Here is a 22,760-nt window from a genome sequence, read left to right on the forward strand (position 1 = left end):
GAAAGATGATCAGAGAAGCCATAGCACAGGTTGTCACCGGAAAGGATCTCGACGAACAGCAGATGGTCGAGGTCATGAACGAGATTATGGGCGGCGAGGCCACCGAGGCCCAGATCGGTGCCTTTATCACCGCTCTGCGGATGAAGGGTGAGACCATCGATGAGATCGTCGGTGCGGTCAGGGTCATGCGGGAAAAGGCCACCTTTGTTGATACCGGGATCGATACCACCACCCAGACCCTGATGGATATTGTCGGTACCGGCGGTGATGGGTCCGGCACCTTCAATGTCTCCACCACCACGGCTTTTGTGGTCGCGGCCGCCGGTATTCCGGTGGCCAAGCACGGCAACCGCGCCATTTCATCCAGCTGCGGCAGCGCGGACGTGCTCGAGGCCCTGGGGGTGGACCTGAGCATGCCGGCCGAGCGGGTGGGACAGTGCGTCCGCGAGGTGGGGATCGGTTTCCTGTTCGCTCCCATGCTGCACGGGGCCATGAAATATGCCATCGGCCCGCGGCGGGAGATCGGTATCCGGACGATTTTCAATATCCTCGGACCGATGACCAACCCGGCCGGGGCCAACGTTCAGCTCACCGGGGTCTTTGACCGCGAACTTACCGAGGTCCTGGCCCGGGTCTTGGCCCGGCTGGGCATGAAACGGACCCTGGTGGTCTGGGGCGAGGGCAACATGGACGAGATGACGGTCACCGGCACCTCTTACGTGGCCGATGCCCGTGACGGCGAGGTGACCACCTATACGGTGGAGCCCGAGGATGTGGGGCTTGACCGCCACTCCGTGGACGATATCCGCGGCGGGGCGACCGTGGAGGAATCCGCCGACCAGGTGCGCCTGGTCCTGGACGGAACCCCCGGGGCCCGGCTGGACATGGTCCTGCTGAACTCCGGGGCCGCGCTCATGGCCGCCGGGCGGGCGGATGACCTGGAGGCCGGGGTCCGGCTGGCAAGAGAGGTCATCTCCTCGGGAGCTGCCCGGGAAAAACTGGACCGACTGGTCGCCTTCTGTCAGGATCAGGTGAAACGATGATTCTTGATACCATTACCGAGAGAAAGCGGGAGGAAGTGGCCAAGCTTCGCCGCACCGGTATCCGGGGGCCGGAGAGCGAGATCGATCCGCCCCGTGGCTTCATGCGGGCCCTGGTGGAATTTGACGGGGTGGCGGTGATTGCCGAGGCCAAGAAGGCCTCGCCCTCCAAGGGGGTGATCCAGCCTGATTTTGATCCGGTACGCATTGCCCGCAACTACCAGGCCGGCGGGGCCCAGGCCATGTCGGTGCTCACCGACCGGGATTTTTTCCAGGGCGATATCAGCTATATCCCCCTGGTCCGGGAAACCGTGGACCTGCCTGTTCTGCGCAAGGAATTCATCATCGATCCCCTGCAGATCGAGGAGGCTGTCGCCTATGGCGCCGATGCGATCCTCCTCATCGCCGCCATTCTCGATGTTACCCAGCTGCGGGATTTCCGGCAGATGGCCGAAGAATACGGTATGGACGTCCTGGTGGAGGTCCATGACGAGAAGGAACTGGAGGCGGCCCTGCAAGCAGGGAGTCGGCTTGTCGGTATCAACAACCGCAATCTCAACGATTTTTCCGTGGACCTGCAGACCACCTTCCGTCTCCAGCGGTTGATCCCCGACCATATTCCCGTGGTCAGCGAGTCGGGGATTTCCACCCTCGAGGACATGATGCTCCTGCGCGAGGCAGGTATAACCGCCGCCCTGATCGGCGAGAGCCTCATGCGCAGTGCGGACCAGACCCTCCTGCGACAGTTTCTGGAGTCATCAGTCTCATGAATGCGCGAATCAGAGTGAAGATGTGCGGTATCACCCGGATTGAAGATGCCACCGCCGCGGTGGAGGCCGGGGTGGATGCCCTGGGCTTTATCTTTTTTGAGAAAAGTCCCCGGTTCATCGATCCGGAGGAGGCCCGGCTCATCATCGAAGCCCTGCCACCCTTTGTCGATGTGGTCGGCGTTTTTGTGGACAAGAAGCGTAACGAAGTCGAGGAGATCATCGATTACTGCCGCCTCAACTACGCCCAGCTCCACGGCACGGAATCACCCAAGTACTGTGAGCGGTTGGCCCGTTTTGCCGCCCCGTGCCAGATCCTCAAGGTGCTTCGGGTGGGGCCCGGCGACGGACTGAGCGTGGCCGACATCACTCCGTACAACCCGCATGTGCGCGGTTTTCTGCTCGATACCTTTCATAAATCCCAGCTGGGCGGAACCGGTAAAAGTTTTGACTGGTCCCGGATCAACCAGCTCAAGCTCCAGCGGCCCTTCATCCTCGCCGGTGGCCTGACGCTTGATAACATCGCCGCCGCCATTTCCGCTGTTCAGCCCTACGGGGTGGATATCAATTCAGGGGTGGAGGAGCGTCCGGGGTGCAAGGACCACGAACTGGTCCGCAAGATGATGCAGGCCATCCGCACACTGGAAGTAAACGCCGGAAAGTGAGCAGGGGGGCTGATGTTCCTGCCTCTTATTTGGCAACCACAAAGGCGTCCGGATAACCGTTTTGCTCCAGCAGCTTTTCTTCCTTCCTGGCCCTGGCCAGCGAGGTACCGCTGTAGAGCAGCACCCTGTACAGCCTGGTCCCCGCGGCTGGAAACTCCTGGATAACCACCCGCCATCCCTCCCCGGCAAAAAGACGGGCAATCTCCCGGGCCCGATTTTTCTGTTCAAACGACCCGATCTGAATATAGAACGTGCCGCTGTCAAACTTGCGGAGATTGGCCTTGGTGGCAGCCGCTGAGCGGGTATGGACCGTGGCCGGCGACATCTCGCCCATAGCGATGACCTCCACCCTGGCTATCCCGTTGCGCAACAGGCCGATCTCCTTTGCCGCCCGGTAGCTCAGGTCGATTATCCGGTTGCGGATGAACGGGCCCCGGTCGTTGATGCGGACCACGGTCTGTTTGCCGTTTTCCAGGTTTTTCACCAGGACGACGGTGTTCATGGGCAGGGTTTTGTGAGCGGCCGTGCGCTCATACATGTTGTACCGTTCGCCGTTGGCCGTGCTGCGGCCGTGGAATTTGCGCCCATACCAGGAGGCAATACCCACTTCCCGGTAGCCTTCGGCCGAGGGGAGAGGATAATACCTTTTGCCGTTGATCACATAGGGGCGCTGGGTAGCCTCTTGCCTGCCACCGGGGGCGGACGATCCGGAGGTCGGTGGAGGCTTCTGGCCGCAGCCGGTCAGCTGGAGGGTCACGAGCAGGATGAGGAGAGAGAGCGCTGTCTTCACCGGGAACCCTCGGCAGCAGGATTGGGGTCAAGGAGGTGGCGGAAACGATTGCGATAGAACAATCCCGCCTTACCCGTGGTATGCGGTGTATAGGGCACCAGCCCGGATCCCTTGCCCCGCACGTTGTCGAACCGGACGTCGTCCTCGTCCCGGATCCAGGAAAGACGAAGATCAAGAATTGGCCGGAATACCCGGATGACGCCATCCCGGTCCCGACCGATCACCATCTCTTCCCAGCGGCGCTGGGTAAAGCCTTTATACCATAGACCGTATCTTGGTATGCCTGTGATCCCATCGCGCATGGTGGGCTCAAGCTCCTCTTCGTCACTTTTCAGGTTGTGTTCAAGTATCTGTTCCACTTCACTGCTGGACTGCACGGTCAGCCGCTCCCATTCATCGTATTCATCCAGGTCACTGCGTAGCAGATGGGTGGTGGAATCGTTGAAGCTCCACTGGCCGTGGCAGACCTGACACGCCACCTGGCTACCGAATTCCCGGTGGGCCGGATGACTCATCTGCGGGACATCCAGTCTCGTGCCGCCATGGAGTGTGGTGAGCACCAGGGTGCCATTCTCAAATGAGAGGTTGGCGAGGCCTGTGGCGTTCTCGTCGGGCCGGTACTCATGACAGCTCCGGCAGGAGAGGGTGGTTGCCGGGTTCAGGTTCATCAACTCCGGACCACTGTGGCAGTCGAGGCAGGTCATGCCGGCCTGCTGGTGGATGTCTGGAGCAAGATCATGCTGTTCCACGCCATAGGGCCTGATAAAGGGTTCGGTGGTGGTGTAGGGCGTTCGGTATTCCCAGTTGAAATCATGCTCGAACTGGCCGTAGTAATCCGCTCCCACGTGGTTGGCGTAGTGGCAGCTCATGCACTGCTGGTCCGTGGGCCGCGGCAGCATGGCGTGGCGGATCATCTCTCCGCCGCTGTAGGCCACGTGACAGGCCCCGCAGCCGGTCCCATGCCGGGTATAGGCATACCCGTCGCCGCGGGAGTAGACGTGGCAGCGCAGACAGCGGCGGCGCAGCATGTCATCGGCCAGTTCCAGAGTGTCCTGCGGTGCCTCTGTAACAGGTATTTCCGTCAGATTATCCAGCGTGGTCTCGGCACCAAAATGGGTGCGGACCTTGTCGACAGCGTTTTTGAGCGTAAAGTGCGGGGAGGTATGGGCCGCCTGGATCTTCTCCATGTGGCAGGGTCCGCAGATTTCATCCATGAACTCCGGATGGGCCGGCCGGGCGACAAGTCCCTCATGGGCTTTTGCCTGCTCTCCTGAGCCATCCCGGCCCCTGTGGCAGGTCACGCATTCCAGTCCTTCATGAGCCCCGAGGGAGGCCTTGGGGTGACATCCCCGGCAGCCGGCGGGCTCTTCCTGGACCACAGGCGGCTTTTTCGGAGCATCAGGCCGCGGCGCCTCTCCCTTTTCTTCCCGACAGCCGCAGACGATGGCGGCCACGGCCATAAGAATGATGAATTTTCCCCTCATAATCTTGACACTCTACCATAAAACTGCTACATCAATAAACCTCAAATTCCGGCCCATCCAGGGCAGAAACCAGTACGCCGATATAGCTCAGTTTGGTAGAGCAACTGATTCGTAATCAGTAGGTCACCGGTTCAAGTCCGGTTATCGGCTCCAGTAAAATCAAGCACTTAGCGTTTAATCGTTAAGTGCTTTTTTGTTTTTATTGCCTCGGTTCTATGTCAGTTCTATGGCTGAGTAAAATCCGTTTTCTTTCGCATAGAGCTATATTCTTCACAAAATCTCTGCTGCTCCTCTGTAGCAATCTGCAGTGTCTGCTTTTTCAAAAATTGTCATGATTGAACGTTATGTTTATGGTTGATTACATTTCTGTAATTTTTGCTTGACATTATTTTACTGACAACATATATTTTGATAAAATGATTGAAAAAATTAATTTCTATCAATAGAAAAGGTAAATCATGACCATAAATCGAGATGAATTGTTGAAGGATGCTTATGCAAATATTGCAGTTTCGTTGCCATTGAGCCAAATTGCAAGGTTGCATAATTGTACGCCTCAGTATGTTAGCCAAGTCTGTAAAGGATATGGACTTTCGGTTGATAGGAAAAAAGGTATATTGACCGCTCCATTGTCCACAATAAAAAAAGTATTCCCGGTGAGGTAATAAAAATGAAAACACAAGAATCAGCAGTCACTTTTCAGGATTCCATAATACAAGACCATGATGAACGGCTTAAAGCAGTTATTATTGATGCATGTGAGGAAAAGGGTATTCCTGATGGTATCAGGAATGAAATTGTTGAAAATGGGCTTCATCGTTTTGTGATTGATAGTGATAATAATGTTAGGTCAATTTCAGTTTGGAATAACCTTGATGAATATGTCAGTAACTATAAAAAAGAATCTTTGGATAAAGGAAAGAAAGGGAAGAAATCTGCTATTGAACTTGCAAATGAACGGGAAGCAAAAAAGCAAGAGTTGTTTGATTTGCTTTGTTATTACGCTAAATGTGGAGACATGAAAAATTACCGTGCATGTAGAGCGGAGTATGCCAAACTGTAAGAATGACAATTGCAATAACAATGGCAAAGAAGAACACCAGAAAGCTGATAGGAAACAATGTTATCCCTTTAGATATTTGTCTTAAAAACAAAAGGTTGCTTGGAGGATGCAATGAAAAGACTAATAAAAAAAGAATAGTACAAAAAAACTATCAAAGCAATCATAAGAGGTAATTAGGATGAATAAGTTACCTTTCTGTAAATGTGGTTGTGGCAAGAGAGTTACTAAAGATGGTAATAAATTTATTCTTGGCCACAACAATAAAAAAGGCAATAAAGATTCATCGTCTAAAAACACCCATAGCAGATTTCAAGCAGGTAATAAGCATGGAAAAGGAAGACCTTGCGGAAGTAAAAATAAAGTGACGATTGCAGCCGAAAATCTTTTTGAAGAAGAGTCTGGAGCTATTGCAAGACAGGCTATTGAAATGGCACTAAATGGTCATCCTCAAATGATCAAGATGATCATGGAGAGAGTTGTACCGATCAAAAAATCCTCTCCTGTCAAACTTGAAGGAATGCCCATTGTTGATACTGTCAAAGCAGCAGGAGAAGCGGCAGAATTTATTCTTCAATCAATAGCCTCTGGGAAAATATCACCTCTTGATGGAGAGATATTATCAAGAGTATTGGACAAGAGGTTACATGCTTTGCAGATAACAGAAATTGAAAGAGAACTGAAGGCACTGAAAGAAAAACTTGCTGTATAAGAAAATGTGAACCCCTTTCCTCAGAATGATGGGGCGTGTCCCTTTCTTGTTGTTGATTTTTTCAATATTTAACAGCAACAAGTTTTACAGATACAATCGTATCACTGCCTATATGAAGTTTCATTTTCACGCTATATATGACGTTTTTAGACAAGCAAGATACATATTTTTCAGTCACACAGTTTATTGATTATGAACGTCAGTTATAAATTACTGTTCAAGAATCGGAAGTACATTCCAGCGAAATATTATTGGAGATTGACAGTGTCAACCGGAGTTAATGCATTACAGAGTGTCCTTGACAGAGTAAAGAAAAAGGCACCACTACAGGAAAGGAAAATATCCGTGGTGTATAGGAATGAAGATGGAACAGTAGATTATCCAGAGAATTGCAATGAAGGGGTAATCATTGTGCCCCGTCCTATGACAGAGGCACAATGGGAATTGCAAAATGCTGTTGATATTCAGAAGGGAAGATCGTCTCTGGCTTGATCTTCAACAAATTCTTCAAGCCAGAAGTAATACTCATCCGAGGGATTGACATCTTCTTGTTTATCCGTCCAGATCAAACAGGCAATCTTGTACAGAATCACATCCAAGAATAGACTCATTGTTCATCTCCAACGTATTTAACCAGTTAATTTTAACACAACTTAATTATTGCAAAGTAGGTGAGAGGAGTCAATAGGAACAAGAAGTGCTGCATAGTGGTACCTCGGCGGAACTTTTTTAATTTAAATCAATCGGGAAATTTAATTCTTGAATGATCAACATGCCCTCTTGTTCAGAAAAGCGAAGCAAGCAGTCTATCAAAAACAAGCAGCCGCTCGGCTGCGCGGTTTTTGTGTGTTATGCTTCTGAATACTCTTATGAACAAAGTGAATAAAAGATAATATGAAATATTGTCTGTGAGTATGCTAAGAAGCATAGCACTACTATAGTGCACAAATTTTGTGACAACTTTTGCATGTTTTGTGCACAAAAACTGTGCAAACTTTGCAGTGGGACGATTAAAAATCAAGTACTTACGCTTATTTCATGATACGCACACTTGATACTTCTTCTTTCGTTTGTTGCTCAGTGATGAAAGTAGCTTGATAAATTTCTTCATTTCAAGCCTCTTTATGCATGAACCAACTGTATTCCTGTGCATACCTAATTCTCTTTCTAAACTTTCTGCTGACCAGCCACATATACTGATACCGCCAAGTTCAGGTGTCTTTTTTGCTCTTGCCATAAATGCCAGCAGTACTTTTAGTTCATTGCCAGACAACTTGCCTTTGTCAAATATTAGGTCCATTGGTAAATTGTGCAAATAGGATATTGTAGCGTCCTGGTTGACACACTGATACAGTTCATAAATCCGATTCTCCTCAAATTTATAAAAGACTTTTAACCACTCCTCGTTCCCGTAAATCCTTCTGAACCATTTCTCGAATTTTTCATAACAGTACTTAAAGTCGGCTCCCATTTCACGCACGGAAATGTTAAGCGGCGGGAAGAATCTTGTCTTCTCTGAATCATCCACGTACTCAACAGTCAATTCCCCAAAGGCTTTGACAACCTTGATTACGTCGCGGGCCTGTGCGCTGAATTTGAATTTGATCTTCTGTGGGTGTTTTGGATCGTTAAGCCTCTTGACGTAGGCTGCCATTTTGCCGCTTACTCTAACTGATGTTTTGTCGTTCATCTCCCTGCCCTCTCTGTTGGCAATGTCTCTGAAAAAAATGAGCGGGCAGAGAGCCAGAGAGTTACTCCTTTTCGTCCCGTCGAACTATCCCGCTCAAGCTGTTTTCACTTATTTTCCAGCCACTGCTGTAAATCGCTCCGCAGATAAACAATCTTCCTCCCGATTGTCTTGTAAGGAGGGCCGCTCCCGTCACTTCTCATTTTTCGCATCATAGATTCTGAGATTCCCAGATACCGCCCGGCGTCAGATCCGTTCAAAGCGATCGGCTGGAGTTTACGGCGTACTTTCCTTATTCTTGGTTTTCGTGTCTTCATGGTTCTCCTCATCAGTTTAGAATTGAAATAAATATTTCATCTGTACGAAATACTAAGATGCAGAACTAAAATTGTCAACGTAAAAAATCATGTAACTTATTGAGTTTGTTGGCTTTTTTCGTTATTCCTTGACCGTGCTTTTTTTTCGTTCATCAATGCTCAAAATAATCGTATATGTGACAATTATCAGAGAAAATTAAATTTTGAATATCTTAATATGTGCAAATTGAATTGTTCAAAAAACGCATATATGAAACGTTTTTATGTGCTATCGGGCACTCAGAAAATGTGATTTTTTTTCACAGAGCACAAAAAAGCCCCGCATCCGTTCAGGACACAAGGCTCAATTCAGCTTGAAACTGTATGTACGATATGAGCTACACGGCCTCTCTGATCTTGATCACCTTCCCTTCCTTCCCAGTTAACAACTGCTTTAAACGATTATTCCACTTGCTCAGTGCGGCTGTCTTTTCCTGAAGATAATCATGCCTGTCATAAGTTGCAGATATACCCTGTTCTTTATGGTTCAACAGTCTTTCTGCAACAATTTTATTGATCCCTAATTTTGCTAAATTAGTTCTAACTGTTCTCCTCAGATCATGAGGCGTTGCTTTCTCAGTCCAGCCAAGTTTCAATATTATCTTCTGCATTCGATGAATAGGGCTGGTGTTTGTAAGAGGTTTTTGCTTTGATTTTCCTGGGAATACATAACGGCTTCCATCAGATTTCAATTTCATTTGCTTTATTATTTCAATCGCCATTTCATTCAACGGAACAACGTGTGTAAGATTATTTTTTGTTTTATCAGATGGTATCGTCCACAATGCATTTTGAATCTGAATTTCAGTCCACTCTGCAAGTCTAACCTCTCCCGGCCTTTGCCCAGTAGCGAGAATCATTTTTAATATCATTTCTCCAGGACTTGATCCAAGAGCATTCCAGAACTCGACTATTTCAGTATCTGACAGGATGCGCTCTCTTGGCTTTTCAGAAGTACGCTTCTTCATACCGTAAACAGGTGACAACTCTATCACATCCCGCTCCATAGCGTAGTTGAACATTTTAGACAAAAGAGCGTGTGTCCGGTTTGCCATTACAAGGCTGCCTCTGTCTGCTACATTGTCAATCACGGCAATTAAATCACGCCGTTTTACTTCTGACATTTTCAAGGATCCAATCACAGGCAGTATATTAACATTTAGTATGCGCTGATCTTCCTTCCAACTCTTCTTGTTGATCTTAGCGTATTTTTCTATGTACTCGACAGCGAACTCTTTGACTGTCGGTTCAAGCTGCCGTTGCCGTTTTTCGTCCTGCTTTTTACGCTCAATGTCAGTGCCCTGGTTTATTTCCGCCAGCAGAGCAGCAGCTTGTTTTCTTGCCTCAGCAATCGACATAGTTTCGATTCTGCCAAGTGTGCGAGTCAATGGCTTCCCCAGCGTCTTGCTCCACGCCTGAAACTGGAACGATTTCACCCCTGTTTTTGTCACTGACACTCTCAAGCCTGGTTGCTTTGAATCAAACACATATTTCCTCTTGGGTCCGGGTTCAAGCGCATTTAGCCGGCTCATGGTAAAGTTGAATTTTTCGCTCTTGTTCTTTCCCATCGTATCCTCCTCAGTTCTATGTCAGTTCTATGGGAGCCATAGAACTATTTGTCGTTCTATGAACGTCTGTGACAGGAGAGTATATAGTTCTATGGGAAAAATCAAGAAATAATACGCGATACAAGCGCATTCAACGCTATAAATCAGTTGCTCGTGCTCGTTACAAACTGATTCGTAATCAGTAGGTCAGCGGTTCAATTCCGCTTATCGGCTCCAGAAATATCAGCCACTTAGCCCAATGGGTTGAGTGGCTGTTTTTGTTTGGTTGGATGCCGGTTACAGGAAATGGCGCAAAGGTTCGTCTCCCTGTGAGGATCGAGGTCTGGATAATATTTTATCCATTTCCTGCAATCCTGGTTCGTCAAGCCGGTGAGGGTTCAGGGAGCGGTTGCTTGCCCATCTCAACCTCATGTGTGTGTATGGCTAACCTTCTTCTGTGACGAGGATTACCTTGACCGCCCCCAATATGCCCTGGGGACAGGACAGGATGACCATGGCCTTATCCATTGCCGGGCAGGGCTGCTGCGACCAGGTAGAACATCTGATCAGGCTGACACAATGGAGATAAGAAAACCAGGTCACGGCCGGTTTGGTACAGTGGAGACTGCAGATGATTTTTGGTAAGGTTCGGGTTCGGCAGTGGTAGAACCCGACATGCCGAAAATTCCAGCCCCCTGATTATGCTGGATTCCACCAGCGGCTAAGGGGCAGGCAGCAAATACGGAACAAAACGATGTCAAAGAACACAATGGGTGCCAAAATCTACCACTATCATGACGAGATGGAACGATGTGAAACTCCAACCTCCAGTTAAGAGCCATAATTTTTTAAAATTCAGCAGGAAAATGCAGGAAGAAAATCTGAAGGGAGAGCATGCAGCGCCGGTTTTGTCACCTGATGAATGCTTGCGGCAGGGAGCTGCCGCGGCCTGGCCGATTTGTCTTGGGTATTTCCCGGTTGGTCTGGCCTTTGGCGTTTTGGCGAGCCAGGCGGGGTTGCAGTGGTGGGCTGTCGCTCTGATGTCTATTCTGGTTTTTGCCGGCAGTTCTCAGTTTATTTGTGTGAGCATGCTGGTTTCGGGGGCTGCAGCCTGGTCAATAGTGTTGACCACTCTGGCGGTCAACCTGCGGCACGCGCTGATGAGTTCCGCGCTTGCCATATATTTGAAGAGGATCAGCCGCTGGTTCCTCACTTTTTTTGCCTATGGTATTACCGATGAGAGTTTTGCCCTCAACATGGCTCGGTTTCGTAGCGGTGATTGGGACAAGTGGCGGGCTCTTGTCGTGAACCAACTGGCCAATGCGGCATGGATCATTTCCACGGTAACAGGGACCCTGATCGGACAGTTTATACCAAAAGGAGCCTTTGGCATTGATTACGCGTTGCCGGGCATGTTTATCTGTCTCCTGGTTTTCCAGCTGCAGAACAGAATTTTTATCCTGACCGGCATATTGGCAGCCCTTATTTCCATTGTCTGGTATCTGTTTATTCCAGGTGATTCCTACATTATCGGCGCTTCGGTGAGTGCAGCTACTCTTGGTTTTTTCATAAAGCAGCAGGCAAGGAGAAGGCAATGAGTTTTTCCGACTATCTGCTGCTTTTTTTCTGCATGGGACTGGTTACCTATGTGCCACGCTGGCTGCCTCTTTTTTACCTGTCGCACAGGCGTCTGCCTCAGTGGCTGGTTGACTGGTTAAGTCTTATTCCGGTGGCAATTCTGAGTTCTTTGCTGGCCCCGATTTTACTGGCCGATACTGCAACCCGTAATCTGGATCTTGGCAAACCTGAATTGCTGGTCGCTGTCCCAACGCTTTTTTTTGCTCTGAAGACTAAAAGTCTGGGGGGGACCGTACTGGTGGGAATGGTGCTGTATTGGCTTGCGGGGATGCTTTTCGGGGTATCCTGTTTTGCCGGTTGATCCGGGTGGAAAAGGAAAATTTCGTTTTTCACTTGATGTTTTATATGGATGTGCCCGGAATTCGGTCTGAAAAGAACTTCTATATTTCCTCGGACGGGTTATGTCGTCGCAGGTAAAAGTCCTTGTGCCGGACAAAAAAAAACCCCGCCAAAAGCGGGGGTTTTCTTACTGCCTGTCGACTGGCGACGGGATCACAGAGCTACGACGTTCTCCGCAGCCGGACCCTTGGCACCATCAACAACGTCAAAGCTGACACGCTGACCTTCTTCCAGGCTTTTGAAACCCTGGGCCTGAATGGCGGAATGGTGGACAAATACGTCTTTGCCGCCATCCTGCTCGATAAAACCAAACCCCTTAGAATCATTAAACCATTTTACTGTTCCTTCAGCCATTTTGTAAACTCCTTACTACGCGGTTTCTTATTGAAACCATTTTTAAAAAACCGTGTTTCCGTTGGTGAAACCCGGCATGTGCAACCCGATTGTTCAGGTTGCGGTTCATTATTTTGATACGGCGCTTGAGCCGCGATCAAACTCGATTGCCCGCTCGGCGGGATTTATTTCTTCTCTTCCGGGGCGGAGCAAAGCACCGTTTGGTCGGTTTGGCCGCTGCGCCGATGTTGAATGCAGCCGATGCGCCGCAGTCAAAATCTTCCAAGGTCTCACGCGGAATTTTTTGGCCCAGGGTCCGTTCGATAACGTGGACCAGCCCGGAATCACCTGAGGTAACAAAGGTGAAGGCCTCGCCGCTCTTTTCGGCCCTGCCTGTACGGCCTGTACGATGGGTATAGGCTTCCGCCGTATCAGGAATGTCATAGTTGACCACATGGGAGATTCCGGAGACGTCGATACCCCTTGCGGCGATATCGGTGGCTACGAGGATGTTGTACTTGCCGGCCTTGAAGCCGTCCATAGCCTGTTTTCTCTGGTTCTGGGACATGTTGCCCTGCAGCGATGTGGCCTTGAAGCCGGCGTTCTGCAGCTGCCTGGCCAGGTTCTTTGCCTTGTGCTTGGTGCGGGTAAAGATCAGGGTCGTCGGCATGTCCTTATTTTCCAGGATATTCTTGAGCAGGGCGGTCTTGCGGCCCTGGGATACCTGGAAGAGTACGTGGCTGATGGTGGCAGCCGGTTTTTCATGGTCGACCTGGACCGTTACCTGGTTTGAGAGAATATTTTCCACCAGGTGCCGGATCGCGCCGGGCATGGTGGCGGAAAAGACCATGGATTGTCTCTTCTGGGGTACCTGTTTCAGAATCCGACGGATGTCGGGCAGAAAGCCTTTGTCAAACATCTGGTCGGCTTCGTCCAGGATGAGGATCTCGATATCGGAAAGGTCGATGGAGCGACCGTTGAGGTGGTCGAGCAGCCGTCCGGGACAGGCCACCACGATCTCCATGCCGCTTTCCAGTTTCTTTATCTGTCCGAACTTGCTGACGCCACCGTAGATGGTGCAGCTGCGCAGGCCGGTTCCCCTGGCCATTTCACCGATGTTCTCGTGAATCTGTTCTGCCAGTTCTCTGGTCGGAGTGAGGATCAGGGCCCGTACTTTTTTCCGCGGACCATCGAGCAACCGTTGCAGGGTCGGCAGGACAAAAGCTGCTGTCTTGCCGGTACCGGTCTGGGCAAGTCCCAGCAGGTCGTGGCCGCCAAGCAGGTGCGGTATGGCCTGCTGCTGGATGGCAGTGGGCTCTTTGTAGCCGCATTTCTCGATGGCTGTGGCGATGGCCGGGTGAAAATCAAATTGTTCGAATTGCATATAACTCCTTAGTCTGACTCTTGATAGAGTACTCTGGTCTCCTGACCGGGGATCCAAATTGACTGAGGAGCAACGGTCTGGGGATAGTTCTGTATTGTACGTTTACTGTTCTTTTATTCGTGGTTTGAAAAAAGAGAGATCACTGGGGATGCGCGGTGAAAAGCGATACGGCTTACCTGCGGCGTGAACCTTTTTTCTTCTGCATTTTGGCTTCGTTGCAGACCAGCCGCCGGTGTTTGTATTCCTTGCCGTTAAGATCTTCCATTGCCTTGTGGCCTTCGCTCCTGGTTTCCATTTCGACAAAACCAAAGCCTTTGGGCCGGCCCGAGAAATGGTCGATGATGAGCTTGGCGCTGACAACGTTTCCGTAGCCGCTGAATATGTCGGTGAGTTCGGTCTCGGTAATGTTGTAAGGTAGACTGCCGATAAACAGTTTCATGCTGGTTCTCCTTGGTAAGTGATCAGCAGAAACTTTATGGCATCCAGGGGATGGGAATCACGACCGGATTCCGGTGTGATGGAAAAGAAAATGCTTTTACTTAACTTGAAATGTTGAAGGCCACTATACAAGGTATTTCGGTTAATGCAATAAAATAACACACCACTGACGCATTAATCGCTATAGGCTACCTTGAAAAATTGCCTTTTCGTCCGATTTCTGCGTCACAGCAAAATGAAAAATGCTCACATATGACTAATATGCTGCGCTTTTTAATTTTCCTGTTCCTTGATCTCGAACGAAAATTCTTATTTTTCAAGGCACCCTTAATTTCAGTTTTCTACCATTTGCCGAAATCCACCCCGAATTCATCGGCAAGCTGGGACAGCTCCCGCAGCCTGGCCCGCTGGATGCCGGCGACCAGCTTTTCCACATCCGTGGATATGGCCCGGGAAACCAGGTCGAACCGGACTCCGAACACGTACTGCAGTCCCTTGGCATCGCGCAACCGGGAGACATGGCGGATGGTGCCATCCAGGCCGAGGATGGTCTCGCCGTTGGCCAGCACCTCCAGGTGCACCCGTTCATCCTCGCGGAGACTGGTGTTGCGCTCGGCCGGGTCATACAGGCACATCCCACTGACGCTCATGTCCATGGGCCGGGTGGTGAAAGTCTGGTTGTTTCGCTTGCGGGTGATCTGGACATCGAACTGCATGTCCTTTGGTATCTTGGCCCGGTACTCCCTGGCTCCCTCGACCAGACGGGCCACGGTGGGAAACGAACACCTGAGGACCGGCAACCCCTGGATCACGGTTTTTTCCACAAAAGAGAGGCACAGCTCGATGGCCATCCGGGAGGTGAGTATCCGCAGCAGCACTCGTGGGGTGGAGCAAATTAAAAAGTTGCCGATGGCCGGTTCCAGGGGGGTGATGATCACGTGGTCCAGGGCCTTGAGATACTCGCCTCGGGTGTAGTCCGATTCCAGTGGGGCTTCGTCCTTACCCTTCTGGACCTCGGATTCCGGCGGGTGATCGAGGATCCGGCAGAAAAAGAGCCGGGTCAGGGCCCCAAGTTCCACTTCAAGCAGGCTCTCGTCGTGCAGGGCACTTTCCAGATAGTTGGCAAGGGCCCCGGGCTCGACGATAATGTTGCCCTCTGCAATACCTGTGGCCACGCCGTTTTCGGTGTATTTTTCTTCCGGGAAATAGTTGCTCAGAATTTGTGTCAGCCTGGTAGTGTCTGTCATAAGTTTCTGGTCGCTGGCCAGTGCAATACTAGATTAGCAGAATCTCCGGATGCCGCTGTCCGGATGGTGTCGCAGGCATCCCCGGAGAGACCGGGGATGCCTTGTGGTACATGGCAGAGAAGGGATCATCGTACCCCTTTTCTCTTCAGTGTCCAACATTTCCGCCCAATGGAGAAGAGAAAAATTGCATCGGTTCTGTTTTATCTTGCCTTGTTTTGCAAGGCACCCTGTGGTGGCTCGCTGGACCGCTTGACGGCAGTGCTTTTTCCTTTGGGGAGCGAAGAGATTCTCTCCGGGTCGGAGCTGGGGCCTGTGGTGGCAGTGACAGGTTCAGGCGGCATTCTGCACCCAGATACGGGTTGATTAACAGGGGTTCTTCATCTATACTTGCCACAGGTGGCCAAGCCTTCTTTTTCCGGTGATGCTGCCTGGTTCCATGTCCCTGGATCGTTCAGTTCTGGAAAGGATCGCCTGACTGGCTGTTATTTTTTCCGGCTGCCCTGTGGCAGCCAGAGAGATCCCCGCCTTTTCAAGGATCCTAACGTTTTCTTTCAAGGGGGACCGCCATGCGCGATGTGATGACCGTCTGCTGTTACTGTGGCTGTGGTTGTGGGCTCTACCTCCATGTGAAAGACGGTCATGTGGTGGGCTCGTCCCCCAGCCGGAACCATCCGGTAACCCGCGGCAATCTCTGTGTCCGAGGCTGGCACGCCCATGGTTTCGTTCACTCTCCGGACCGTTTGACCCGCCCTCTTGTCCGCCGGCAGGGCAGGCTCGCACCCGCCTCCTGGGACGAGGCCCTCCAGGTTGCCGCTGACGGCCTGGCCCGGATCCGGCGAGAGCATGGCCCCGACGCCATCGGCATCCTCGCCTCGGCCAAGTGCACCAACGAGGAAAACTACCTGCTGCAGAAGTTCGCCCGGGCGGTGATCGGCACCAACAACATCGACCACTGTGCCCGGCTCTGACACGCGCCCACCGTGGCAGGTCTTGCCACCACTTTCGGCTCCGGAGCCATGACCAATTCCATCGAGGAAATCGGCCAGGCCCAGGCCATCCTCGTCTCCGGTTCCAATACCACCCGCACTCATCCTCAGGTGGCCCGCCGCATCTACGAAGCCGTGGACAACGGGGCCGAGCTCATCGTCATCGATCCCCGCCGCACCCGGATCGCCCGCCATGCCCATGTCCATCTCCAGATCCGGCCGGGAACCGATATCCCGGTGCTCAACGGCATGATGCGCTCCATCCTTGATGAGAACATGATCGATGACCTGTTCATCGATATGCGGACGGAAAACTACCTGGCCCTGCGCGACATGCTTCTCACAGTCGACCTGGACGAGGTGGCGGCCATCACCGGGGTGGAGCGTAAACTGATCGCCCGGGCCGCCCGGATGTATGCCCGGGCCCAGCGCTCGGTGATCTGCTACTGCCTCGGTGTGACCCAGCACGTGGCTGGAACCGGTAATGTCCAGTCCTTTGCCAACCTGGCCATGCTCACCGGCCACGTGGAGCAGGAGTTTACCGGCGTGGATCCGCTCCGCGGGCAGTCCAATGTCCAGGGTGCCTGCGACATGGGGGCCCTGCCCGGGGTCTTTCCCGGCTATCAGTCGGTGAGCGATCCGGAGGTGCGGGCCAGGTTTGCGGCGGTCTGGCAGGCCGAGGTGCCCGAAACCCCGGGCCGGACACTGCTCGACATGACCCATGGTCCTGCGGACAGGGAGCTTCATGGCAGTGAAACCATCCGGGCCATGTACATTACCGGCGAGAATCCACTGCTCAGCGATCCGGAGCTCAATACGGTCCGGCAGGCCATGCAGGCCCTGGATTTTCTGGTGGTGTCGGATCTGTTCCTTACCGAAACGGCACGGCTGGCCGACGTGGTTTTTCCGGCCGCCTCCTTCGCGGAAAAAAGCGGGACCATTACCAGTTCCGAGCGACGGGTGCAGCTGATGAACCGGGCCATTGCCCCGGTTGGCGACTGCTGGCCCGATTACCGTATTGTCGAGGCCCTGGCCAGCCGCATGGGCTATCCCATGGAGTACAGCTCGCCGGCCGAGATCATGGAAGAGATATGCATGCTGACCCCCATCTACGGCGGGATGTACCATGATCGGCTCCGTGGCACCTGGGGACTCCAGTGGCCCTGCACCGACCGGCAGCACGAGGGGACCAAGTTTCTGCACAAGTACAGCTTTACCCGCGGACGGGGGCATTTCGAGCCGGCCCGGCATGTGGCGCCGGCCGAGCTTCCCGACAGCCTTTATCCCTTTGCCCTGATCACCGGCCGATTCTACCACCAGTACCACACCGGGACCATGACCCGGCGAACACCGTTATTGGAGAGGGAAGGGGGGCAGCCGCTTCTTGAGATGCATCCCGAGGACGGAGTCCGGCTGGGGCTGCACAACGGCGACCGGGTGCGGGTTCGTTCGCGGCGCGGCCAAGCGGAATTTGTCGTCGAACTGACCGACCGGGTGGTCCCGACCCGGCTGTTCACCAGTTTTCATTTTTCCGAGGCTCCGGTCAACCGGGTGACCATCGCGGCCAGCGACCCCGTGGCCCGATGTCCGGAATACAAGATCTGCGCCGTTCAGGTCGAGAGGGTGTGATGGAGACACGTATACTGCATAAGGATCACCTGGTACCCCTGCTCCGCAGGCTTTCCAGGAACTACCGGCTGGTGGCGCCGGTCCGCAACGAGTATGGCGACACGCTCTACAGCGTGATCCATGACCTGGACAGCGCCCGGATCGACCTGGATCAGCAACCCCAGGGATCGCTCAAACCCTTTTTCTTTCCCCAGTCCGAAGTCCTCTGCCAGTATGCCCTGGACCGGAATCACGACGGCGGCCAGACCCGGTATGCCTTTTATCCCCAGCTGCCGGAAAACCGGCCGACGCTCTATTTCGGGGTCCGCTCCTGCGACATGATGGCGGTGATGTACATGGATCTCATCTTCTTCCAGTCGCGGGGCCAGGATATTTACTATGCGCGGCACCGGGAAAACGCGGTCTTCATCACCATCGGCTGCAACCATCCCTTTCCCAACTGTTTTTGCAACGCCACCCGCACCGGCCCCTTTCTCGAACACGGCTACGATCTGCAGCTCACCGACATAGGCGAGCAGTACTTTGTCGAAACCGGCCGGGCCCGCGGCCGGAAGATCGTCGAGGCCTGGTCCTGGTTCTTTTCCACGGCCGGTGAGCGGGAGCGGCGGGCCCAGTTTCAGGCCGCCCTGGAGGCCCGCGGCCTGTTCAGTTCCCTTGTCCATGTGGATCTGGCCATCAAGCTGCTGGAGGAAGGGGATGAGCCGACCGCGGTCTTTACCGAGCTCTCTCGCCGCTGTCAGGATTGCGGGGGATGCGCCTTCATCTGCCCCACCTGCACCTGTTTCAATATCCATGATCAACCCCGCACCGACGATTCCGGCGAACGGGTTCGGACCTGGGATGCCTGCACCTTTCGAGGATTTACCCGTATGTGCGGCGACCATAACCCGGTGGATGTGGAGACCCAGCGGGTTCGCAAGCGGTTTCTTCACAAGTTGCTCCATGACGTGCGCCACCACGGCCGGACCAGCTGCATGGGTTGCGGCCGGTGTGTGGGGATGTGCTTTGGCGGCGTGGACATGATCCGTTTTATCACCATGATGTGCCAGTACGAGGCAGCCCAGGAGACAGGGGAGTGAAACAGACAAACAGCACACCGCATAGGAAGAACAGGGAACGGGCCCGGCAGTTCGCCCAGATGTCTGACAACATCTATCTGCCCTGTCAGGCCCGGGTCGATGAGATCATCAGGGAAAACGACCAGGTCCTCACCTTTGTGTGCAGTTTCGAGGATGTGCTGTGCAATAAGGATTTTTCCTATGTTCCCGGCCAGTTCATGATGGTCTCCATGCCCCATCTCGGCGAAGCGCCCATCTCCTTTTCCTCGTCTCCCACCGAAGGGACGGGCTTTCGGCTCACCGTCCGCCGGGCCGGCCGGCTGACATCGGCCATGCATGAACTCAAACCCGGTGACCAGATCGGGGTGCGCGGTCCGTGCGGCACGCCGTTTCCGGTCCGGGAGCTGGAGGGGAGCAACCTGCTCTTTGTCGGAGGGGGGATAGGTATGGCGCCGCTTCGCTCGGTGGTCCAGTATGCGCTGGCTAATCGGGAGAGATATGGTGATATCACCGTGCTCTACGGGGCCCGGACCCCGGCGGATCTCTGCTTCAGGAAGGAGATCGGTCTCTGGCGCCGGCAGGGGGTGACCTGTCTGCTCTCTGTGGATCACGGAGACGAGAATTGGACGGAACATGTGGGACTGGTCACCGAGCTGCTCGACCAGGTCCAGGTCTCGCCGGCGAGCGACCGGGCCCTGGTCTGCGGGCCGGGAATCATGATGCGTTTCGTGCTCCAGAAGCTTGTTACCCTGGGGCTTGAGCCCGGGTCGATCTGGACCACCCTGGAGCGGCACATGAAGTGCGGGGTGGGTATCTGCGGGCATTGCCATTTCGAAGACCGCCTTGTCTGCTGGGACGGACCGGTTTTTTCCATGGCCCAGCTCCCTGACCTGGAAAATCTCTGATCATAAGCGGGCAGACGCCAGCGGCCAGCTGCCGAGAGGGTGTACCCGCAAGGAACAAGTAAAAAGATGAAAAGTTTTCACAAGGAACTCTGGTACGAGATCCCCTCGCGGCGGGGGTTTATCAACATCACCCCGGACGTGGAGGCCTGCCTGCGGGAGTCCGGCATCCAGGAGGGGCTCTGTCTGGTCAATGCCATGCATATCACAGCCTCGGTATTCATCAATGACGATGAACCGGGTCTGCACCACGACTACGAGGTGTGGCTGGAAAAACTCGCCCCCCATGCCCCGGTCTCCCAGTACCGGCATAACGGCTATGAAGACAACGCTGATGCCCATCTCAAGCGGCAGGTCATGGGCCGTGAGGTGGTGGTGGCCGTGACCGGCGGCAAGCTGCATTTCGGTACCTGGGAGCAGATATTCTATGGCGAGTTCGACGGCCGGCGCCGGAAACGCGTGCTGGTCAAGATCATCGGCGAGTAGCGGAAATGGTCTGCAGGCGGGACAGGGGGTTGTGGATTCGTCTGTCCGTGCGGACCTGCCTGCTGCCGCGTCTCTGGAGAGCGGATCATGCCTGAGCGCACCAACCGGTTGGCCGGCGAGAAGAGCCCCTATCTTCTCCAGCATGCCCATGACCCCGTGGACTGGTATCCCTGGGGCAGGGAAGCCTTTGACCGGGCCCGGGCCGAAGACAGGCCCATCTTTCTCTCCATCGGCTATTCCACCTGCCACTGGTGCCACGTGATGGCCCGGGAATCTTTTGCCAGTCCCGCGATCGCCGAGCTGCTCAACTCCTGCTGCGTTGCCGTCAAGGTCGACCGGGAGGAACGACCCGATGTGGACCAGTTTTACATGGCCGCCATCCAGGCCATGAACGGAGCCGGCGGCTGGCCCCTGTCGATGTTTCTCTTCCCCGACGGCCGTCCTTTCTACGCGGCCACCTATATCCCGGCAAAGCCAGGGCCTGGCCGGCCCGGTTTCGGTGACATTCTGCGCGCCGTTCACCGGGCCTGGCACTCCCGGCGGGATGAACTGCGCCGGGCCGCGGATTCCCTTGTCAATGCCCTTATCCCGTCGGCGCCGACGGGCCCATCGGCCGTACCCGCCGATGTCGGTCGGCGCGCTTTCGAATACCTTACCCAGACCTTTGACAAGGCCCATGGCGGTTTTGGTCACGCGCCCAAGTTTCCCCGGCCTGTGGCTTATGATTTTCTCCTGCACTGGTGGCATGCCACTGGCGAGGCTGAAGCGCTGGAGATGGTACGGGCCAGCCTGGAAGCCATGACCGCCGCCGGCCTCTACGATCATCTAGGTGGTGGTTTTCATCGCTACTGCGTGGATCGCCAGTGGCAGGTGCCTCACTTCGAGAAGATGCTCTATGATCAGGCCCAGATGGCCCTGATCTGTATCGATATGTACCGGATCACCGGAGATCCGTGCTATGAAACGGTTGTCCGCGAGGTCCTGGACTATGTTCTGCGCGACCTGCGGGCGGATGGGGGTGGGTTCTGCAGCGCCGAGGATGCGGACAGCGCGGATCCGGACGGGAAGGGCGGCCACGGGGAAGGGGCCTTTTATCTCTGGACCCATGACGAGATTATGGAGATCCTGGGCGAGCGGGACGGGACGATATTCAGTTACTGTTACGGGGTCCGGGCCGGGGGGAATGTGGCCGTGGATCCGCAGGGGGAGTTTGGCGGCAAAAATATCCTTCACCGGGCCCATACCCTGCACGGGGCCGCGGATCATTTCGGTCTTTCTCAAGACACGGTGGCCGGGAGCCTTGCCCGCTCAAAAGAGATGCTTTTTGCAAAGCGCTGCACCCGGCCGCGACCCCATCGCGACGACAAAATTATCGCGGCCTGGAACGGGCTCATGATCGCCGCCCTGGCCCGGGCCGGGGCGGTTCTGGCCGAGCCCGGGTTTACCGGGGCCGCTGTCGCGGCCGCCACTTTTCTGCGCCGGGAGCTTTACCTGGAGGATGCAGGTCGGCTCCACCGTTCTTTCCGGGACGGAACCCGGGGACCGACAGGACAGCTCGCTGATTATGTCTTTGTGGTGGCCGGGCTGCTGGAACTCTACCAGGTGGTCCACGAGCCGTGCTGGCTGGCCTGGGCAGAGGAGTTGACTGACCTCCAGATAACCCTCTTCCACGACCGGGAACAGGGAGGTTTTTTTGACAGTGTCGCCGATCCAACCGTGGTGCTGCGGATGAAGGCTGATTATGACGGGGCCGAGCCGGCCCCCAATTCGGTGGCGGTGTCGAATCTCCTGCGCCTTGCCGCCCTCACCGGTCGGAGCGATCTGGCGGAGCTGGTCGCGGAAACCCTCAAAGCCTTTGCCCCGTCCCTGGACAGGTTCCCGGGCGGGCTGGTCGCCATGCTCTGCGCCTGGATGGAACAGCGGCAGGGGCTGGTCCAGGTGGTTGTGGCCGGGGAACGTGAGCGGGAGGATACCCGAAAGCTGCTGGAGGTGGTTCATGGCCTCTACCTGCCCGGAAGTCTTGTCCTCCTGGCTGACCAGGCTGACAATCAGGCCTGTCTTGGCCGCAACCTGCCCTTTATCGCCGCCATGGTTCCCCGGGAAGGACGGGCCACGGCCCATGTGTGCCGGGACCGGTCCTGCCTGGAACCGGTCTCCGACCCGGTGGCTCTCTCCAGGCTGCTGCAACAAACCAAACCGTGACCCTGTGATC

Annotated in this window: 22 protein-coding genes, 1 tRNA gene and 1 pseudogene; 14 read left to right on the plus strand and 10 right to left on the minus strand. The window is 54.1% G+C overall.

Translation table 11 applies throughout. The annotated features are described in order from the left end of the window. The first annotated feature begins 5 nt into the window (after positions 1–5). From trpD to GF1_RS04780, 3 genes are read left to right on the plus strand one after another with little or no spacing between them, the layout of a single operon-like run. Entirely contained in the window at positions 6–1,043 is a 1,038-nt protein-coding gene (gene trpD / locus GF1_RS04770) for an anthranilate phosphoribosyltransferase (protein ID WP_267928485.1), read from the plus strand. Next, a complete protein-coding gene (gene trpC / locus GF1_RS04775; protein WP_267928486.1) occupies positions 1,040–1,810 on the plus strand; it encodes an indole-3-glycerol phosphate synthase TrpC in 771 nt (256 codons plus the stop codon). The genes trpD and trpC overlap by 4 nt, the downstream gene beginning before the upstream one ends. Continuing rightward, positions 1,807–2,472, plus strand: a complete 666-nt coding sequence (locus GF1_RS04780) for a phosphoribosylanthranilate isomerase (RefSeq protein WP_267928487.1) — start codon at positions 1,807–1,809, stop codon at positions 2,470–2,472. Before trpC ends, GF1_RS04780 begins: the two co-directional genes overlap by 4 nt. A 25-nt stretch (positions 2,473–2,497) precedes the next feature. Here GF1_RS04780 and GF1_RS04785 read toward each other — a convergent pair whose 3' ends face one another. Beyond that, entirely contained in the window at positions 2,498–3,262 is a 765-nt protein-coding gene (locus GF1_RS04785) for a septal ring lytic transglycosylase RlpA family protein (RefSeq protein ID WP_267928488.1), read from the minus strand. Further along, the gene (locus GF1_RS04790; protein ID WP_267928489.1) at positions 3,259–4,746 is read right to left on the minus strand and encodes a cytochrome c3 family protein; all 1,488 of its coding nucleotides are present in this window, start codon (positions 4,744–4,746) and stop codon (positions 3,259–3,261) included. Before GF1_RS04790 ends, GF1_RS04785 begins: the two co-directional genes overlap by 4 nt. Positions 4,747–4,822: 76 nt before the next feature. Between GF1_RS04790 and GF1_RS04795 the strand changes: the two genes are divergently transcribed. From GF1_RS04795 to GF1_RS04805, 3 genes are all read left to right on the plus strand, one after another. Next, a tRNA-Thr gene (locus tag GF1_RS04795) sits at positions 4,823–4,899 on the plus strand. 517 nt (positions 4,900–5,416) lie between these two features. Next, a complete protein-coding gene (locus tag GF1_RS04800) occupies positions 5,417–5,809 on the plus strand; it encodes a hypothetical protein (RefSeq protein ID WP_267928490.1) in 393 nt (130 codons plus the stop codon). Positions 5,810–5,987: 178 nt separating this feature from the next. Further along, complete coding sequence (locus tag GF1_RS04805) at positions 5,988–6,518, plus strand: hypothetical protein (RefSeq protein WP_267928491.1); 531 nt, start codon at positions 5,988–5,990, stop codon at positions 6,516–6,518. A 464-nt stretch (positions 6,519–6,982) separates the two neighbouring features. Here GF1_RS04805 and GF1_RS04810 read toward each other — a convergent pair whose 3' ends face one another. From GF1_RS04810 to GF1_RS04820, 4 genes are all read right to left on the minus strand, one after another. Further along, entirely contained in the window at positions 6,983–7,129 is a 147-nt protein-coding gene (locus GF1_RS04810) for a hypothetical protein (RefSeq protein ID WP_267928492.1), read from the minus strand. 425 nt (positions 7,130–7,554) lie between these two features. Beyond that, the gene (locus tag GF1_RS04815; protein WP_267928493.1) at positions 7,555–8,208 is read right to left on the minus strand and encodes a helix-turn-helix domain-containing protein; all 654 of its coding nucleotides are present in this window, start codon (positions 8,206–8,208) and stop codon (positions 7,555–7,557) included. A gap of 104 nt (positions 8,209–8,312) precedes the next feature. Then, positions 8,313–8,534 carry a helix-turn-helix domain-containing protein gene (locus GF1_RS16395; protein WP_353740424.1) on the minus strand — a complete coding sequence of 74 codons (222 nt, stop codon included), beginning with the start codon at positions 8,532–8,534 and terminating at the stop codon, positions 8,313–8,315. A 365-nt stretch (positions 8,535–8,899) separates the two neighbouring features. Then, positions 8,900–10,129: a tyrosine-type recombinase/integrase gene (locus GF1_RS04820; protein ID WP_267928494.1), complete on the minus strand. Its 1,230-nt coding sequence runs from the start codon at positions 10,127–10,129 to the stop codon at positions 8,900–8,902. 791 nt (positions 10,130–10,920) lie between these two features. On the opposite strand from GF1_RS04820, the gene GF1_RS04825 reads away from it, so the two are divergent. Both GF1_RS04825 and GF1_RS04830 read left to right on the plus strand, forming a co-directional pair. Beyond that, positions 10,921–11,706 carry an AzlC family ABC transporter permease gene (locus GF1_RS04825; protein ID WP_267928495.1) on the plus strand — a complete coding sequence of 262 codons (786 nt, stop codon included), beginning with the start codon at positions 10,921–10,923 and terminating at the stop codon, positions 11,704–11,706. Then, positions 11,703–12,047, plus strand: coding sequence for an AzlD domain-containing protein (locus GF1_RS04830; protein WP_267928496.1), 345 nt, complete (start codon positions 11,703–11,705; stop codon positions 12,045–12,047). Before GF1_RS04825 ends, GF1_RS04830 begins: the two co-directional genes overlap by 4 nt. Before the next feature lie 191 nt (positions 12,048–12,238). On the opposite strand, the gene GF1_RS04835 is transcribed toward GF1_RS04830, so the two are convergent. The 4 genes from GF1_RS04835 to GF1_RS04850 form a co-directional block, all read right to left on the minus strand. After that, positions 12,239–12,439, minus strand: a complete 201-nt coding sequence (locus GF1_RS04835) for a cold-shock protein (protein WP_267928497.1) — start codon at positions 12,437–12,439, stop codon at positions 12,239–12,241. Between the two features lie 136 nt (positions 12,440–12,575). After that, on the minus strand, positions 12,576–13,802 hold the full coding sequence (locus GF1_RS04840) for a DEAD/DEAH box helicase (RefSeq protein WP_267928498.1): 1,227 nt from the start codon (positions 13,800–13,802) through the stop codon (positions 12,576–12,578). Between the two features lie 172 nt (positions 13,803–13,974). Then, complete coding sequence (locus GF1_RS04845) at positions 13,975–14,241, minus strand: RNA recognition motif domain-containing protein (RefSeq protein ID WP_267928499.1); 267 nt, start codon at positions 14,239–14,241, stop codon at positions 13,975–13,977. A 340-nt stretch (positions 14,242–14,581) separates the two neighbouring features. Then, a complete protein-coding gene (locus GF1_RS04850; RefSeq protein ID WP_267928500.1) occupies positions 14,582–15,487 on the minus strand; it encodes a PilZ domain-containing protein in 906 nt (301 codons plus the stop codon). Between the two features lie 578 nt (positions 15,488–16,065). Between GF1_RS04850 and GF1_RS16290 the strand changes: the two are divergent. The 6 genes and pseudogenes from GF1_RS16290 to GF1_RS04880 form a co-directional block, all read left to right on the plus strand. Next, positions 16,066–16,203: pseudogene (locus GF1_RS16290) on the plus strand (hypothetical protein); the annotation flags it as partial. 24 nt (positions 16,204–16,227) lie between these two features. Next, positions 16,228–18,102: a formate dehydrogenase subunit alpha gene (gene fdhF, locus GF1_RS16295; RefSeq protein ID WP_337833066.1), complete on the plus strand. Its 1,875-nt coding sequence runs from the start codon at positions 16,228–16,230 to the stop codon at positions 18,100–18,102. Beyond that, on the plus strand, positions 18,102–19,181 hold the full coding sequence (locus GF1_RS04865) for a 4Fe-4S dicluster domain-containing protein (RefSeq protein ID WP_267928501.1): 1,080 nt from the start codon (positions 18,102–18,104) through the stop codon (positions 19,179–19,181). Before fdhF ends, GF1_RS04865 begins: the two co-directional genes overlap by 1 nt. Then, positions 19,178–20,065 (plus strand): FAD/NAD(P)-binding protein, encoded by an 888-nt coding sequence (locus GF1_RS04870; RefSeq protein ID WP_267928502.1) that lies wholly within the window; start codon positions 19,178–19,180, stop codon positions 20,063–20,065. The genes GF1_RS04865 and GF1_RS04870 overlap by 4 nt, the downstream gene beginning before the upstream one ends. 66 nt (positions 20,066–20,131) lie before the next feature. Next, positions 20,132–20,548, plus strand: coding sequence for a secondary thiamine-phosphate synthase enzyme YjbQ (locus GF1_RS04875; RefSeq protein ID WP_267928503.1), 417 nt, complete (start codon positions 20,132–20,134; stop codon positions 20,546–20,548). An 87-nt stretch (positions 20,549–20,635) separates the two neighbouring features. Then, on the plus strand, positions 20,636–22,750 hold the full coding sequence (locus tag GF1_RS04880) for a thioredoxin domain-containing protein (RefSeq protein WP_267928504.1): 2,115 nt from the start codon (positions 20,636–20,638) through the stop codon (positions 22,748–22,750). The last annotated feature ends 10 nt before the right edge of the window (positions 22,751–22,760 follow it).

It is taken from the genome of Desulfolithobacter dissulfuricans (assembly GCF_025998535.1).
Taxonomy (GTDB): Bacteria; Desulfobacterota; Desulfobulbia; order Desulfobulbales; family Desulfobulbaceae; genus Desulfolithobacter; species Desulfolithobacter dissulfuricans.